Below are 16636 nucleotides of genomic sequence, written 5' to 3'. Positions count from 1 at the left end.
CAAACTTTCGGTCATCTGCGAGTAATGTGCTGTCGACGCACCCACACCGAGCACTTCAGGATGGCACCGTGGATACCGTCAGTTCGATAATCGACTTCTTGGCAGATCGTCTCTACAGCGTTTTTCTCATCTACTTGTTGATCGGCGTCGGGCTGTACTTCACCGTCCGCACCAAGTTCGTCCAGGTTCGCTTGCTGCCGTCGATGTTCAAGTCGATCGGCGGATCTCGATCGAACGCCGAGGGCGGAATTTCCGCGTTCCAGGCATTCTGCGTCGGCCTGGCATCCCGGGTGGGTACGGGAAACATCGCCGGCGTCGCCATCGCCATCACTCTCGGTGGACCGGGCGCGATTTTCTGGATGTGGCTGGTCGCGGTGGTCGGCATGGCGACTGCGTTCGTCGAGGCGACTCTGGCGCAGATGTACAAGGTGCGCAATCCCGATGGAAGCTTCCGCGGTGGCCCGGCCTACTACATTCAGTTGGGTCTGGGTTCGCGTCGTTGGGGAATCGTCTTCGCGTGCCTGCTGATCTTCGCTTTCGGCTTCGCGTTCAACATGGTTCAGGCAAATACGATCACCGAGTCGTTCTCGTCCACGATGAACATCGATGCAGGTTGGATCGCGGTGTTCCTGGTGGTGCTCTCGGCTCCGATCCTCTTCGGTGGTGTCCGGCGAATCGCGCGGGTGGCCGAGTACATGCTCCCCGCCATGGCGCTGGTCTACGTGTTGCTCGCACTGGTGATCGTGGCGATGAACATCGGTGAGATCCCGACGGTGTTCGGTCAGATCGTCTCCAGCGCATTCGGCCTGAACGAGGCGGTCGGCGGGACGACCGGCGGAATACTCGCCGCCATGCTCAACGGAGTCAAACGCGGCCTGTTCTCCAACGAGGCGGGCATGGGTAGCGCACCCAACGCCGCTGCGACAGCGACGGTGTCCCATCCGGTGAAGCAGGGTCTGATCCAGTCGCTCGGTGTCTTCTTCGACACCATCGTCATCTGCAGCGCGACGGCGTTCATCATCCTGGTCTCGGGTGTGTACGACATCGAGAACCCGAGCGGGGTGGCGGGTGCCGTTCTGACTCAGGACTCGATCTCCGCTCAGCTGGGAACGTGGACGACGATTCCGCTGACGTTCTTGATTTTCGTGTTCGCGTTCTCGTCGATCCTCGGCAACTATTCGTACGCCGAGATCAACCTCAACTTCCTCGGAGTCGAGGGCAAACTGCTGAACCTGTTACGCACCATCGTCCTTGCAGCAATAGGCTTCGGCTCCCTGTCCGCGCTGACGACGGTGTGGGCGTTGGCGGACGTCGCCATGGCTGCGATGGCAACGGTGAACCTGGTAGCCATTGCGCTGCTGGGTAAATGGGCCTTCGGTGCACTGGCGGACTTCGAGGCCATGCGCCGCGAAGGCCGTGACGACAAATTCGTCGGACGCGGCAACAGCTATCTGCCGGGCGACCTACCCGGCGACGTGTGGGATCCGGTGCTCGACAACGATCCGGCGGTGAACAAGCCCGACATCGCGCGGTAGGCGAGGCAGGCGTCGACGCTGCCCGATTCGGACCTTCCGGACATTTCACGCGTTAGGGTGATGAAACGTCCACACCGAGGAGGTTCCATGACGCAGGTCGGCGACGAGGAGAAGGCCGGGCGCTCATCCGAAGGCCACGCCTTCGACGAGGTGGATCAGAGGTCGGCCGGAGAACGAGAGGACGAGGTGCAGCCCGGTCGCCGCAAGCGTCAATGGGTCGGCCTCGGCGCAGGCATCCTGTTGGCCATTCTCGTGTACCTGGTTCTCCCTGATGACGTAGCGCATCCAGCGCGTCTGACCGCAGGCACCGCCGTCTTGATGGGTATCTGGTGGATGACGGAGGCGGTGCCCATCCCGGCAACCGCGCTGCTGCCCCTCGTCATCTTTCCGGTCCTCGATTCCGATGTCGCCGTCAACGATGTCGGAGCCTCCTACGGCAACAACATCATCTTCCTGTTCATGGGCGGGTTCCTCCTGGCGCTGGCCATGCAACGGTGGAATCTGCACCGACGGATAGCCCTGTTGACCGTCAACGCCATGGGCACCAAACCGACGATGGTGATCGCCGGGTTCATGATCGCGACAGGCTTTCTGTCGATGTGGGTGTCCAATACGGCCACCGCCGTCATGATGATCCCGATCGGTGTATCGGTGCTGGTTCTGGTTCTCGACATCGGCAAGAAGGCCGGAGCGGTGCCGGGCACCGGCGGCGACTCCGCCCCCGACGACGAAACCATCACCCAGGCCGTCATCAAGAGCAACTTCGGGACCGCTCTGATGCTCGGCATCGCCTATGCGGCGTCGATCGGCTCGCTCGGAACCATAATCGGCACTCCACCCAACACTCTGTTGGTGGGTTACCTGGAGGGGCAGGGAATCACGATCGGGTTCCTCCAATGGATGATCGCCGGTGTTCCGCTCGCCGTGATCCTGCTCGTGATCGCCTGGTTCCTGTTGACCCACGTGATGTTCAAGCCGGAGATCGACGACATACCCGGTGGCAAGCAGCTGATCAGAGGTGAACTCGACGCCCTGGGCAGGATGTCGCAGGGTGAGATCCGGGTCGCGATCATCTTCTGCCTGGCAGCCGTGTCGTGGGTGGCTGTTCCGCTGATCTTCGACGATGCCCCGATCTCCGATACCGGGATAGCCATGACAGCAGCACTGCTCCTGTTCCTGCTACCCGGCGGAAGCAAGAAGGGCGTCCGTCTGATCGACTGGGAGACCGCCGTCAAGCTGCCCTGGGGCGTGTTGCTGCTGTTCGGCGGCGGGCTTGCCCTGTCGGCCCAGTTCGAGTCGAGTGGCCTGACGGACTGGATCGGCAGCGTCGCAGGTGGCCTCGACACCATTCCGGTGGTCTTGTTGGTCGTCGTCGCCACGGCCGCGATCATCTTCCTGACCGAGATCACCAGCAATACCGCGACGGCAGCAACGTTCCTTCCGGTCGCAGGTGGCGTCGCGATGGGCATGAACATCGATATTCTGGTTCTGACCGTCCCGGTAGCGCTTGCGGCCACCTGTGCGTTCATGCTGCCTGTGGCGACTCCACCGAACGCGGTGTCCTACGCCAGTGGCTACATCACGATCGGCCAGATGATGCGAGGCGGCTTCTGGCTCAATCTGATCGCTATCTCACTGATCACCATCGCCGCGTACACGGTGTTCGCATGGTCGCTCGGTATTCAGTTCTGACGGTCTGTACAGAAGAAGTCGAACGATTCGAGATCGACTTCGGCCGATTTCGCCCACACAACCGTGCGCCGGGTTTACGATGACGACTTCATCCAGGCGGATGACCCGTTCCAGGTGCGCGCCGCCATCCCCTGGTCGGTGCTGCGTCGGCATTGCTGTCGGCTCGGCAAGGCACGGGGGTGGGGCATGGTCTCGGATGTCATCGACTGCAGCACGGTCTTTGCACACGACATCGAGCAGGTATGCGGGGTCTTGAGCGCGGTCGAATTGTTTCCGCGCTACTTCCCCGGGCTCGACTACTGCATGCTCCGTGAATCCACGGCCGGCTATCTGTGCGGAGTCAATGGTGTCGAGCACGCACTGGACCTGGTGGTGAACAGACGCAACCGGCCGATCATCACCATCGAGCATGTCGAATCCGGCGGATTCGTCAGATTCACTCTCACTGCGCGCTCGGCCGGCGAGACGAAGATCGATGTCACAGTGTTCCGAGCCGGGCTCGGGGGGTCCTACTCGCCCCAACCCGAACACAACCGTGCCGTAATCGATTGGGTGATGGGTGGTCTGCGCCGACTGGAGAACTCCCTTTCCGGGACCTCGACATCGATCGTGACCAACTCCGGGGATTCGCGGTCGCTGCCGCTGGCGATCATGAAGACGATGGTGGGAACCGGCGTCATTCGTGCTGCACGTCCCGACCGTGCGTACAAGCAACTGAACTCGCTGGCCAAATGGGGCTTCACCCTGGGCGGTGGCTTCGCGGCGGCTGCAGCGAAGTCCCCGAACGAGATCGCCCTGATAGACGACCGAGGCACCCGGACCTTCGCTGAGATCCACCATCGATCGCACCGCATCGCGGCGGGTCTCGACGCGTCCGGAATCAGTCCAGGAAGCACCGTCGGAATTCTGGCCCGCAACCACTCGGCGATGATCGAGTGCACCGTCGCCTGCGGCATGCTCGGGGTCGAGGTGGTCCTTCTCAACACCGGCCTCGCTGCCCGCCAGATCGAGACGATCGCCGCCCGCCACCAGCTCCGAATACTGTTCGTCGACGACGAGTTCGATTCGATGGTGCGCTACCTGCCCGACGACGTGGCCCGTGTGAGCCTGTCGTCCCATACCGCCGTTCCGCGTCGGCGCACCCTCGAACACTTCGTCGCAGCGCCGTCGGCCACCTTCACGAGGCCGGATCGACCCGGGTCGGTCGTCGTGTTGACCTCCGGGACCAGCGGGTCACCGAAAGGGGCAGTTCGTCCTACACCGAAGGGCTTCGGAACCGTGGCGGCCATGCTGTCTCGCATGCCCCTTCGGATGAACGAGAGGATGTTGATCGCGGCACCGATGTTCCACAGCTGGGGGCTGGCGGCACTGCAGATCAGTACTCCCCTGCGCGCAACGGTGGTTCTCCAGGACCGATTCGATCCGGAGGACTGCCTGCGGGCGATTCAGGCGCACAGATGTACCTCGTTGATCGCGGTTCCGATCATGCTGCAGCGAATACTCGACCTGCCCGACGAGGTTCGATCACGGTACGACACCTCGAGCCTGCGAGTTGTCGCATGCAGTGGGTCGGCATTGACCGGATCGACCGTCAGCCGTTTCATGGACGTCTTCGGTGACGTCCTCTACAACTTCTACGGTTCCACCGAGGTCTCGTGGGCCACGATCGCGACCCCCGAAGACCTGCGCGCAGCCCCCGCCACCGCCGGGCGCCCCCCTCTGGGTACGACGGTCGCCGTGCTCGACGCGAACGGTTCTGCCGTTCCGGTGGGAACTCTCGGCCGAATATTCGTCGGCAACGACATGTTGTTCGACGGCTACACCAACGCCGAACCGCCGTCGACGGCGTCCGCCCGCGGAGCTGCCCTGATGGACACCGGCGATCTCGGGTACATCGACTGCAACGGAAGGCTGTTCGTCTGCGGCAGGGACGACGAGATGATCATCTCCGGAGGCGAGAACGTCTTTCCCGGCCCCGTCGAGGATGCCATCGCCAATCTTCCCCAGGTCGGCGAAGTTGCGGTCGTCGGTGTGCCCGACCCCGAATACGGGCAGCGCTTGGCCGCATTCGTCGTCGGCCGCGGATCGGCAGGCCTCGACGCGGACATGGTGCGCGCCTATATTCGAAATCGGTTGAGCCGCTTCTGTGTTCCTCGCGACATCACGTTCCTCGACGAACTGCCCAGAACCGCGACCGGCAAGGTGATCAAGAGGATGCTGATCGAGCCGCCCACCGCCGCTGGGATGTAACCCCTACTCGACAGCACGGCTGCGACGCACCTCCGGCCACTCTCGACGCCGCGGCCGCAATTCGGGCCGTCTCGGCGACACATCTCGACGACGAGGTTCTCACCGCCCTGGTCGGCGAGCTGTCGATCGCGAGCGCGGAGTTCAAGCGGCTGTGGGCGCGCCAGGACGTACACCTCAGAACGGGCGGCAGCAGCCTCCTCGATCACCCCGAGGTCGGCCCCTCGACCTTCGGCACGAGAAACTGACAATTTCGGGCACCGTTGGCCAGACCCTGGTTGCCTGTCACGCCGAACCGAGCAGCCCCTTCGCCGACGCGTTGCAGCTTCTGGGCACGCTCGCCGCCATTCACACCGTCAGGGGTTGATCGATCGCCACCTCCCTCCGATCGTTCACTTAGTGCCACGGTTTGTACCTACTGTCTCAGTTGCTTGACTATTCAGAATCTGAGACTGTTGTTCGCCGACACGGGAGGAGTGCGAATCGCTATGTCGAAGGCATCGGAAGGCCCCCGAGAGGAAAGTACGGCGCAGGAACGAGGCGCGCATTCTTCCTTTCTTCAGCTGTTCCTCGAAGCAACTCGCGCAGAACACGTCTCCGACGACAGACGGCCTTCGCACGACGACCGTGACGGTGGGCCGGTTTCTCCGCGCTGAGCAGATCGACAGACACATGCGTCCTGGTTCCATCACCCGAGTCGCTCCCATGCCCGATAATCGACAGACCGGTCGGGTTTACGACGGCGAGGATCGGAGACTGTCATGGAAACATCGTTGGCGCTGATTGCCGTGATCGCCGGGTTCGCCGTCGTTCTGGGTGTCTTCGTTGTCATCGCCCGCATACTTCGCTCGCGCATGCGGCGCGGCCGTTTCCACGGAATCGACAGTGCTGTCGGAGGATCGGCCTACATGGGCGCGCCGCGCGAAAGTGGGATCGCCCCACACGATCACGGGGATCCCCGCACGAATACAGAACAGATCGAACCCTAGCCGAGCTCCCCTCCGCCTTCTGTTCCACTGAACCCCCTGCCATGATCTGTCGACAGCGCAGACGACGGAGAGGGAACACCATGATCGACGACGAGGCGGCCAATCGGAACAGGGGTCCGCGATTCGAGGACGGGCTCGAGGTCCGCCGGAACGTGATGGGCGAAGAGTACGTCGACAAAGCGTTCGCCACTGCCTCCAGCACTGACTCCGCTGCACTGCAAGACTTCGTCACCGACACCGTGTGGGGCGGCGTGTGGACGCGTCCCGGTCTCGATCACCGCAGCCGGAGCCTGCTCAACCTCGGAATCCTCATCGCGTTGCGCGCCCACGAGGAACTCGCAGGACACGTACGAGGTGCGCTGCGCAACGGCCTCACCAGAACGGAGATCACCGAGACGGTGATTCATACAGCGGGCTACTGCGGAGCACCGGCCGCGCTGGCGGCGATGCGCGTCGTGCAAAAGGTCCTCGACGCCGAACTGGGTCCACTGGTGCCTGAATGTGACATGAACGCGTCGAATGAATGACCGATGACGGCACCCGCGCATAGCGCCCGCGAATTGGGTACACCGGATCCATGCCGGAACTACCCGAAGTGGAAAACGCCCGACAGGTCGTCGAAAAAGCGCTCGATCGCGTCATCGTCGACATCGACGACACCGACACGTTCGAGTGCCGACCGCACATGCCAGGCGATATTGCCCGTGCACTGACAGGCGGCAAGCTCACGGAGGCGCGTCGACGAGGCAAGGCGATGTGGTGCGAAACCGTCACGGCCGACGGCTCGAGCGGCCCGACCCTGGGCATTCACCTCGGCATGGGTGGACGCGTCATCGTGACCGCTCCCGACGGTGAGCGCACCTCGCAGCACGGAGGGGGCGATCCCCATGTCGGTGAGCGCCCGACCGACAAGCCCGAGTGGACGCGGTTCTCCATGACGTTCGACGACGGTGGGCAGCTTCGACTCTTCGACAAGCGCCGGCTCGGCCGGGTTCGACTCGAACCCGACATCGACGCTCTCGGCCCGGATGCCGCGGAGATCACCCGCGACGACTTCCGTCACCGAATCGGTTCCAACGGTGCACCTCTCAAGGCTCGGTTACTCGATCAGTCGGCCATTGCCGGGGTCGGCAATCTACTGGCCGACGAGGTGCTGTGGCAGAGCGAGCAATCCCCGTCCAGGCGCGCCAAGACGCTCACGACGGAGGAACTGGACGAACTCCGCGTTGTTCTGCGCCGCGCGATTCGATCGGCGATAAAGAAGGGTGGCGTACACACCGGGGAGATCATTCCGTTCCGAAGAGCAGATGCGGCGTGCCCTCGATGTGGTGCGCCGATGGCCCGCGGAACGGTGGGCGGTCGCACGACGTGGTGGTGTTCTCGCGAGCAATCCTGATCCGATCCATCGCGCGAGACGGTGCTCGATAGCGCTGTAGGACAGTAATTTTCGGAATTGTCAAACGCGATCGGATGGAGCGAAAAGCAACCGGACGGCGTACGGTGTTGGCAGCCTCGGACCCAGCCGAGGCAACGAACTTCGCCGGAGGGTGCATGCTTTCGACCGCCGACACAGACTCAGCTACGCACGTCACCTATCTGCCGCACCGTCATTGTTTCGCCGTCTGGCACAGCACACCGGGGGCGACGCCTGCCGGAGAGTCCACTCCCGTCGAGCTTGCGGTTCCCGGCGCGGACGGAACCGTTGCCGTGCGCACTGTGGACGCGCGACTCGTGGCAGCAAACGGTGACGCGCTCCGAACCGCAACCAACTCTGCGGAAGGCACGTCGGCACGCGGATGGTTGGCGATCCTGAACCACGTCGAGCACAACCCCGACATGAGCGGAGTTCCTCGAGTGCTCGTCGACGCACTCCCGCCTGCGGCGCACGCGGTTCCCAACGCCGGCGGGTCCAGCGTGTTCACAGCACACGGTGCCGCTGACGCACTCCGCGCCAGCCTGCACATGCAGAACCATCTGATCGAGCATGAGTCGGCCTTCACACCCAGGCCTTATCAAGTACACGGTGCGGCCTGGATACCGACCGTTCACGAGGTGGGAGGCGGTGGAATCCTCGCCGACGAGATGGGACTGGGCAAAACGCTTCAGGCCATTTCGCACATGATCGTCGGAGCGCGGCGAGGCGAGGGCAGCTTCCTGGTCGTCTGCCCGACGTCGCTGATCAGCAACTGGCGCCGTGAGATCGAGAACTTCTCCGACGGCGAATTGGTCGTCAACGTGTACCGCGGACCGTCCCGCACCCTCGAGCACTGCGCCGACGCGGGTTGGGTGACAGTCACCGGATACCCCACCCTGCGAACCGACACAGATCGATTGAGCGAAATATCCTGGAGCACTGTGTTCTTCGATGAGGCGCACGTGATGAAGAACTCGCGGACCAAGATTGCTCGCGCTGCGCGTCGACTGAATTCCACCACACGCATCGCCTTGACCGGCACTCCCGTCGAGAACCGCATGGACGAACTCTGGGCCTTGATCGATCTCACAAATCCCGGACTGCTCGGAACACGAGCTCGGTTCACCCGACGATTCTCGGCACCCATCGAGCAGGGAGGCTCGGCGGCCGCACTCGCACAACTGTCGAACGCGATCGCGCCGGTCGTTCTTCGGCGGACGAAAGCCGAGGTTGCGACAGATCTTCCGCCCAAGCATCACATCGATGTACTGTGTCCGATCTCGAACGAGCAAGCGTCACTGTACAACTCGGCCGTCGAGGAAGCATTCGATACCGGATTCGGCTCGTACCGCGCACGAGGGACAGCAGTGCTGGCACTACTCACCCAGCTCAAACTGATCTGCAACCATCCTGGGCTTGTCAACGAAGACTTGGCTCGATTGGCCGATCGCTCCGGCAAACTCGACAGGCTCACCGAGATCATCGAAGAGCTTGCCGAATCCTCTCAGGCTGCGCTCGTGTTCACTCAGTACCGTCGGACCGGAGAGATCCTGGCAAAGCATCTCGAAGGCCTCACCGGAGCCCCGATTCCGTTTTTCCACGGCGGACTCGACGTGGACAAGCGCGACAAGATGGTCGACGAATTCCAGAACAGCGACCGATCCCCTGTCATGGTTCTCAGTCTGAGGGCGGCGGGGTACGGCCTCAATCTCACCCGCGCCAGCACGGTGATCCACTACGACCGATGGTGGAACCCCGCGGTCGAGGCACAAGCTACCGACCGGGTGCACCGCATCGGACAGAAGTCACAGGTGACGGTCATGGCACTCACGACGGAAGGAACACTCGAGGAGCACATCGCGTCACTCCACAGGCGGAAGAAGGCGATAGCTGGTTTGACCGAGGGCAACAACGAGTCGGCTCTGGCGGCGCTCGACGACTCGACGTTGCGCGAGACGCTGTCGCTGAGGGCGGTGTCGCACTGATGGCCACCACGCCACCGCCCGCGGCATTCGGGTCGACGCCGTGGGGAAAAGACTGGATTCGGCGCGTGGAACCAATCGCTGTCACGCGGCCGAACCCGACACTGCCGCGAGCACGCAGCCTGGTGCGCAACGAGGCAGTGGCCTTGGACCACAACAGAATCGGTGAATTTCGATGCGTCGTGTCCGCGGGCAAGAAGATCGAGACGGCCGTGCTCTCACTCCCCCGATATTCGGAGAGAGAACGAAAGTCGGTGCTGCGCATTGTTGCCCGCCACACGCGCGGCGGTGTAACCAGCGGTGACCTCCCCGACGAAGTCCACGCCGAACTCATAGCGAGCAAATTGTCGCCGGTCCCCGAGGCCACCGAAACGTCCTGCACCTGCTCCGGAAGAATCGAGCCATGCCTCCACGTGACGGCCGCTACTTACGCCATCAGTCTGATCGTCGATCAGATGCCGACGTCGGCATTGGCCGTCCGTGGAGTCGATCTGGCGGCAGCGATTACGTCGAAGGACGTTCCTCGACGCTGGATGCCGATCGACAATCTCGACGGCACAGCGTTCTTCGGTTGACCTGAGACCTGCGGCCTGAACTCAGGACGTCGCTTCGACTGCCAGTCGAGCGAGCGTGTCGTTCAGCTGATCTTCGGTCACCAGCGGGAACTTGATCTGCTGGAGCAACTTCTTGTCCGTGACCTTGGACCAGTCGTAGGTGTGGCGGACCAGCGTCTCGTTGGGGCCCTGAGATTCGAGCTCCCACAGCCACTCCCATCCGGGAGGCTCGTTGCCGGCGGGGGCCGTCTTCCATGCGACCAGCTTGTCCTTGATGTAGCCGGTCACGTGGTTGTCGGTTTGGTACTCGCCACCCATGTGATCGCCCTGCATGTTCATCGTGAACTTCTCGCCGACCTTCTGAATGCGATCGGCGTGGTCCACGCTGCGTACGAAGCCCGATCCGTCGAGGGCCTGATGCCGCTCGGGATTGGAGAGGACGTCGAATACTGCGTCGACGGGCGCTTCGATGGTGCGTTCGACTGTGACCTTGGTGTTCTCTGTCATGACTACCGCTTGCCCACAATCGGCCACCTTCAATCTTCGGCCATCTGGAGTTCGAGTGACACTGCATATCGAGTTGCCGACTCGGACCGTCGTCATGCTAGGTCGAAGTCCTGGCGAGCTCGTTCGATCTCCGGCATATGGTCGGTAGCCCATTGCAAGATGACGTCGATCGGCGTCCGAAGCGTTTTCCCCAGACGCGTGATTCGGTACTCGACGGCGACAGGACGCGAACTGAGCAGGACCCTTTCGACAATTCCGTTTCGTTCGAGTTTGCGCAATGTCGCGGTGAGCGATTTCTGTGTCACGCTCGGAATCGCGCGACGCAGTTCGTTGAAGCGGGAGGGGTGTTCGCAGAGTTCGTTGAGTACGGCCAGCGACCATTTGTCGAGTACCTGATCGAGCAGCTCGCGGTGGGGTGCGCTGATGGTGAGTTCGTCGAGGCCGAGGTATCGGTCATGAAACCACGTCTCCTTGAAGTGACTTTCGTGTACCAGGTATCAATTTTATACCTAGCCGCAACAACCGAGGAGAAGTCGATGTCCGTCACCTATTCCAGTCCGGAAGGCATGACTCAGCACGTGCCGTACCACCATGTCGCCGTAGGTACCGGTACGCGCCACGTATACGTCAGCGGCCAGATCGCACGCCTCGCCGACGGTACCCCGATGGCCCCTGGCAACCTTGCGGGTCAGGTTGCACAGGCGCTGAGAAATACTGCCATCGGGTTGGCAGGTGCGGGCGCGACATTCGGCGACGTAGTGCGGTTGACGTTCTATGTCACCCATTGGGCACCGGAGAAGATCGCCGAGTTCATGACAGGTGTCGAACAGGTCGCCGTCGCTATCGGACTTCCGACTCCCATGCCGCCCGCCTCGCTCATCGGCGTCGACTACCTCTTCGAACCGGACGTACTCGTAGAGGTCGAGGCGACCGCAATCCTCGACTGAATTTCACTGCGGGCCCCGATTCATGGAGACGTCGTGGGCTACTCGTGCAGTCGGGCGCTCAGTCGTCCGCGATATCATGGGACGACGATTCCGGGGCCGACGGGACCCATGGCTTCAGCGGTTGCACGACGTCGCGGTAGAAGGCGTCGAGACCGTCGGTCACGCTACCGATGAAGCTGGCCGCAGATCCCGAGCGCTTGCTACCCATCTTGGTCGGTGACGTCAGCGTGAAGTACTGCAGTTCGCTGGTCCGGCCTGCGGTCAACGATTTGGTATCCGCTCGCACGGTCGCCAAGTTCTCGCAGGATATTTCGCCTGGGTCTGAGAACACGGCTTCGACCAGGATGTCGGCGGGAGCGTTCTTCAATTGCTTGAGCAGCCATGCCGCTCGTCGAAGCGCGGTCCCATCCGTAGGCGCGTCGATAGCGGTTCTGCACTGAATCTTGTTGGTACGCAGGTCCGCTTCGACTGTGACATCTCCGGCGGCATCAGGAATGCGCAACGTGGCCGAGAGGTACCCGGAGGCAACGAGCTGCTCGACGATGTGCTCGTTGCGCGCCTGGGGATCTCCGCTGAACTTCCTCGGAAGGTGATGCCTCACCGCAACACCGAGATCGGCAGTCATTCGCAACGCCAGGTGCCTGGACAGCGACGCCCACGTGTTCGCCACGGACAAGGCCTTGACATCACTGGAGCGGAGGGTTCCGGCGGCGACGGAGTCGCGAACTGCAACCCAGTGGCGACCCATGTCGACGAACTCCGTCGCGCCGGACTTCGGGTGCGTCAGATACCGGACGAATTCGCTCAGAATCCATACCTGCAGTGAATCTGCAAGGTCGCCGTGCGACAACAACATTCGGGCTTCGTGAATGACCTCGGACCACGAGATATGCCGCAGCGATACCTTGTTCAGCTTGGCCTTGTTCACCTGCACCGGGAGCTCACCGGCGGAAGCCGGTATGTCGTTGGACAAGCTCAGCACGGTCTCGTATCTGTGTCGTTTCGCGACATCGAGGTAGTTCTCGAGCTGCTCTTTCTGTAGCTTGCCGGTGCCGGTTTTCACTTCCAGCAACGCGGTCCACACTTGGCCCGCACGCGATACCCGAAACACACCGTCGGGGATGACCTTGCCCTCACCCTTGGCGAACTGCACTTCGAGGTAGCCCTCGAATGGACCGGACGGCGCGCCGGCATGTGCGCAGATTGCGCGAGCGAACGGACGAACCGCCTGCATCGTCGCGATCAGCGCCGAGGTGGCCCTCTTCTCCTGCTCCTCACCGGATCCGACACCAGCAACGGAGAACAGGCGAGCCGTCTGCCAGCCTTCTCCCCCTGCCAGGGTGAACTGCGGCGGCGTGACCTTCTTGGCAACCGGCTTCTTGGTGCGAACCCCGCGTTTCGGCGGTTCGACGTCGACAACCGAAACGTCGACGATCTCACCGGTCGTGTCGACTGCCTGCACATGCGAGTCAGCGACCTCCACAACGACAACACCGTGCGCCGACGCTTCGGGCTCGGTGTCGTCGACGTCGACACCGAAGTCCTGTGCCAAACCACCCAACCCGGATTCCCAGCCCTGCCCGACCGCGCGTAGTTTCCATGCACCGTTCCGTCGGTAGACCTCCCCGAACACCAACGCTCGCTCCGACGACGCATCGGCGGTGAGGAACTCCCCGAGCACCGAACCGGTTTGATCCCGCACCTGCATCGACAGTTTCCCGAAGTCACCCAACGGAACATCGTCGGAGCTACCCGCAATGACCACCTTCTCGACTTCGGCTGCGAGAGAATCGAGATGGATCGACACTCGTTCCTGTTTGCCTTCGTCGGTGCTACTGCTCCCGCGGTAGCGTACGGTCGCGTCCGAAGACTCCGGCTGGTTGTAGAAGACGAAGTCTGCATCGGACCGAACGCGCCCGCTCGAATTCACCAGCAGTGCAGACGCATCGAGATCTCGCTCCGGGTCCACCCAGGACACGATGACATCCAGTTCGGTCACGTCTTCCGGCAGGGAAATGTTCTGGCCCTTGACGAGAATGGGTGAACTCACGCTGACACGCTCCTGTCGGACAAATCGGACTCCGACTGTTCACCCTATTCACAGCGTGACGGTGTGAGTCGTAGACGCCCGACATTCATTCATTCGACCTACGGCACGCATGGTTGGCCCCGCTTACGCCGGTCAGAGGATACGACTCAAGAACTGTTGTGTACGAGCATTTTTTGGATTGTAGAAGAACTCGCCGGGAGGTGCTTCTTCCACGATCTTCCCGTCGCTCATGAAAACAACTCGGTCTGCGGCCGCTTTCGCGAAGCCCATTTCGTGGCTCACCACCACCATCGTCATACCCTCGTCGCGGAGTCGAAGCATGACGTCGAGCACCTCGTTGACCATCTCGGGATCGAGGGCAGAGGTGGGCTCGTCGAACAACATCACTTCGGGCTTCATTGCCAACGCTCGTGCGATCGCCACGCGTTGCTGCTGACCACCGGACAGTTGTGACGGATAGTTCTCTCCCTTGTCTGCAAGTCCGACGAGGTCGAGTAGTTCCTGAGCTTGCCTGCGCGCCTTGTCCTTCTGGGTGCCGAGGACATGACGTGGGCCCGATGCGACGTTGTCCAGCGCCGTCATCATGGGAAACAGGTTGAAGCTCTGGAACACCATTCCTGTGTGGTGCCGCTGCTTGGCGATCTGCGCCTCCGACAGCGGCGTTCGCTTGGCCCCTTCCGAGAAGCCCATCATCTCGCCGCATACTCGGACGGTCCCGGATTCGATGGTCTCGAGACAGTTGAGCGTGCGCAGCAAGGTGCTCTTTCCACTTCCCGACGGCCCGAGCAGCAGGACCACTTCCCCTTTGTCCACCGTGAAATCGATGTCGTCGAGGACGACGAGATCGTTGTAGGCCTTGGTCATGTTCCTGACCTCGACCATCGTCGTGGCCTTCGTGGTCTCAGACGTCGGACTGGTCATCGGTTCACGGCCTCGGCTTTCATCGCGCTGTCGTCGAGCTTCGGACTCGACGGTCCGCCCTTACGGCGGTAATTGCGGTCGTATCCACGCCCTACTCGTACCTCGATCATCTTCTGAATCAACCCCCACAGAGTCGTCAGCACCAGGAAGTACAACGCTGCGGCGCACAGCCCTTCCAGCACTCGGAAATTCACCTGCACCAGGAACTGGGTCCGTCGCAGCAATTCCTGTACGGAGATGACCGACACCAGAGTTGTGGTCTTGAGCAACCCGTTGAAGCTGTTGCCGAGTGGAGGAATCATCACCCTCAGCGCCTGCGGAAGAACCACCACGCGGAAGACCTTCGTGGGCGACATGCCGAGGGCTCGTGCCGCTTCGGTCTGTCCGGTAGGAACCGACAGCAGTCCGGAACGGACTATTTCCGACAGGTATGCGGCTTCGTTGAGAACCAAGCCCACGAGTGCCGCCTCGATCACACCCAGTTTGATACCGACCTGAGGCAGTCCGGTGTAGATGATCACCAGCTGCACCAGCAGAGGCGTGCCGCGCATCAGCCACACGTAGAACCCGGCGACTATTCGCAGGGGCACGAGCTTGGATGATCGCGCGGAGGCCACCACCACTGCGAGAGCGAGTCCGAGGATCATGCTGACCACGGTGAGCCAGATCGTGACCCACGCGCCTTCGAGCAGCTGAGTGCTCGTCAGAATGGAGAAGAATGCGTCCCAGGACCACATGGGGGTGCCTTTCTTGCGTTGATCGGATCAGCTGTCGAGAGGACCTGTGCTGACGGCAATATCGCCGTCGTATCCGGTGACGTCGTACTGCTCGAACAGCTCGGGCAGATAGCCATCGCTCCTCATCTCCGACAGCACGCGCGCCACCTCAGCGGAGGATTTGCTGCCCTTGGCGAATCCCATTGCCAGGGGTGCCTCGTTGATTCCACCGACGGCTGTCTCGAAGCGTCCGTCTTCCTGGTAGAACGACGTGACCGACTCGACGATGGAGGTGCCGTCGAGCTGTCCCGCCGAAAGCGCTTGATAAGCATCGGCATTGGTCTTGAACGTCTGCACCGTCAGCGCCGGCTTTCCTTCGGCCGCAAATTGCTCGGCCATGGCGGTCAGCGTGTCGAATTCGTATCCGGGCGCTTCGACCCCGATGGTCTTGCCCGCCAGGTCGTCCACGCTGGAGATCGATTCGGGGTTGCCCGACGGCACCGAGATCGAGACTGCCTGCACCTCGTACGGAACGAGATCGATGGTCTCGGCACGTGCAGGCGTGTAGAACATGCCGGTGTCGATCATGTCCCATCGACCGGCCTGCACACCGGGAATCTGTGCCTCGAACTCGATGTTGACGAACTTCGGCGTCAGACACAGGCGCTTGGCGATCTCCTTACCGAGGTCGACGCGCATGCCGATCACGTCCCCGTTCGGATCGACGTACTGCATCGGCGGAAGAGTCGCGTTGGTGGCCATCGTCAGTACGCCTTCTTCGGCAAGGTCCGAAGCACCGAGCGTGGGTGTGCAGTCCGTCGGCGCGGCTACGGAATCGTCCGAGGAACTACAGGCAGTGAGGCCGGCAACCACGACAGCGATAGCGGCGAGTCCTGTTAACTTGCGCATTGAGCGAGCCTTTCGATATCGACTGCAGCACTACACGTTCGAGGACGGGGCGGCAGCGACGATGAGGGGGGTGATTCGAGAAGAGTCGATCCTTTGGGATCGATTGCATCAAGCGTCGCAGACGAATTCGGAGGCGTCAACGCGGTTAACACTGCCGACACGCGGTACATCAA

General features: G+C 62.1%; 16 protein-coding genes. 10 read left to right on the top strand and 6 right to left on the bottom strand.

Going from position 1 to position 16636, the window contains the following annotated elements:
* The first annotated feature begins 68 nt into the window (after window positions 1–68).
* The 9 genes from CH251_RS17005 (at window position 69) to CH251_RS16970 (ending at window position 10434) form a co-directional block, all read left to right on the top strand.
* On the top strand, window positions 69–1535 hold the full coding sequence (locus tag CH251_RS17005; protein WP_094614196.1) for a sodium:alanine symporter family protein: 1467 nt from the start codon (window positions 69–71) through the stop codon (window positions 1533–1535).
* 87 nt (window positions 1536–1622) lie between these two features.
* On the top strand, window positions 1623–3227 hold the full coding sequence (locus CH251_RS17000) for a DASS family sodium-coupled anion symporter (RefSeq protein ID WP_094614195.1): 1605 nt from the start codon (window positions 1623–1625) through the stop codon (window positions 3225–3227).
* Between the two features lie 186 nt (window positions 3228–3413).
* Window positions 3414–5477, top strand: coding sequence for an AMP-binding protein (locus tag CH251_RS16995; protein WP_094614233.1), 2064 nt, complete (start codon window positions 3414–3416; stop codon window positions 5475–5477).
* A complete protein-coding gene (locus CH251_RS28290) occupies window positions 5372–5722 on the top strand; it encodes a hypothetical protein (protein WP_179273399.1) in 351 nt (116 codons plus the stop codon). The genes CH251_RS16995 and CH251_RS28290 overlap by 106 nt, the downstream gene beginning before the upstream one ends.
* Window positions 5723–6235: 513 nt before the next feature.
* On the top strand, window positions 6236–6463 hold the full coding sequence (locus CH251_RS16990; protein ID WP_094614194.1) for a hypothetical protein: 228 nt from the start codon (window positions 6236–6238) through the stop codon (window positions 6461–6463).
* An 80-nt stretch (window positions 6464–6543) separates the two neighbouring features.
* The gene (locus CH251_RS16985; RefSeq protein WP_094614193.1) at window positions 6544–6990 is read left to right on the top strand and encodes a carboxymuconolactone decarboxylase family protein; all 447 of its coding nucleotides are present in this window, start codon (window positions 6544–6546) and stop codon (window positions 6988–6990) included.
* 50 nt (window positions 6991–7040) lie between these two features.
* Complete coding sequence (locus CH251_RS16980; protein ID WP_094614192.1) at window positions 7041–7859, top strand: Fpg/Nei family DNA glycosylase; 819 nt, start codon at window positions 7041–7043, stop codon at window positions 7857–7859.
* Window positions 7860–8014: 155 nt separating this feature from the next.
* Complete coding sequence (locus CH251_RS16975; protein WP_094614232.1) at window positions 8015–9862, top strand: DEAD/DEAH box helicase; 1848 nt, start codon at window positions 8015–8017, stop codon at window positions 9860–9862.
* Window positions 9863–9927: 65 nt separating this feature from the next.
* The gene (locus CH251_RS16970) at window positions 9928–10434 is read left to right on the top strand and encodes a hypothetical protein (RefSeq protein WP_094614191.1); all 507 of its coding nucleotides are present in this window, start codon (window positions 9928–9930) and stop codon (window positions 10432–10434) included.
* A gap of 21 nt (window positions 10435–10455) precedes the next feature.
* Here the strand turns inward: CH251_RS16970 and CH251_RS16965 are convergent, their stop codons facing one another.
* Together CH251_RS16965 and CH251_RS16960 are read right to left on the bottom strand one after the other, a co-directional pair.
* Window positions 10456–10920 carry an SRPBCC family protein gene (locus CH251_RS16965; protein WP_094614190.1) on the bottom strand — a complete coding sequence of 155 codons (465 nt, stop codon included), beginning with the start codon at window positions 10918–10920 and terminating at the stop codon, window positions 10456–10458.
* Between the two features lie 92 nt (window positions 10921–11012).
* On the bottom strand, window positions 11013–11345 hold the full coding sequence (locus CH251_RS16960; RefSeq protein ID WP_256979138.1) for a helix-turn-helix domain-containing protein: 333 nt from the start codon (window positions 11343–11345) through the stop codon (window positions 11013–11015).
* Window positions 11346–11456: 111 nt separating this feature from the next.
* Between CH251_RS16960 and CH251_RS16955 the strand changes: the two genes are divergently transcribed.
* The gene (locus tag CH251_RS16955) at window positions 11457–11867 is read left to right on the top strand and encodes a RidA family protein (RefSeq protein ID WP_094614231.1); all 411 of its coding nucleotides are present in this window, start codon (window positions 11457–11459) and stop codon (window positions 11865–11867) included.
* Between the two features lie 58 nt (window positions 11868–11925).
* On the opposite strand, the gene CH251_RS16950 is transcribed toward CH251_RS16955, so the two are convergent.
* The 4 genes from CH251_RS16950 to CH251_RS16935 all read right to left on the bottom strand — a co-directional run bounded on the left by CH251_RS16950 (window position 11926) and on the right by CH251_RS16935 (window position 16463).
* Window positions 11926–13917 carry a TerD family protein gene (locus tag CH251_RS16950; protein ID WP_094614188.1) on the bottom strand — a complete coding sequence of 664 codons (1992 nt, stop codon included), beginning with the start codon at window positions 13915–13917 and terminating at the stop codon, window positions 11926–11928.
* 132 nt (window positions 13918–14049) lie between these two features.
* Window positions 14050–14838 carry an amino acid ABC transporter ATP-binding protein gene (locus CH251_RS16945; RefSeq protein WP_306436847.1) on the bottom strand — a complete coding sequence of 263 codons (789 nt, stop codon included), beginning with the start codon at window positions 14836–14838 and terminating at the stop codon, window positions 14050–14052.
* Window positions 14835–15575 (bottom strand): amino acid ABC transporter permease, encoded by a 741-nt coding sequence (locus CH251_RS16940; protein ID WP_094614187.1) that lies wholly within the window; start codon window positions 15573–15575, stop codon window positions 14835–14837. The genes CH251_RS16945 and CH251_RS16940 overlap by 4 nt, the downstream gene beginning before the upstream one ends.
* Before the next feature lie 27 nt (window positions 15576–15602).
* Window positions 15603–16463: an ABC transporter substrate-binding protein gene (locus CH251_RS16935; RefSeq protein ID WP_094614186.1), complete on the bottom strand. Its 861-nt coding sequence runs from the start codon at window positions 16461–16463 to the stop codon at window positions 15603–15605.
* Between the last annotated feature and the right edge of the window lie 173 nt (window positions 16464–16636).

The sequence above is a fragment of the Rhodococcus sp. 06-462-5 genome (genome assembly GCF_002258315.1).
In the GTDB taxonomy this organism is placed as follows: domain Bacteria; phylum Actinomycetota; class Actinomycetes; order Mycobacteriales; family Mycobacteriaceae; genus Rhodococcoides.
Note: the sequence above shows the minus strand (reverse complement) of the source record. Positions and strands in the feature narration are given on the sequence as shown.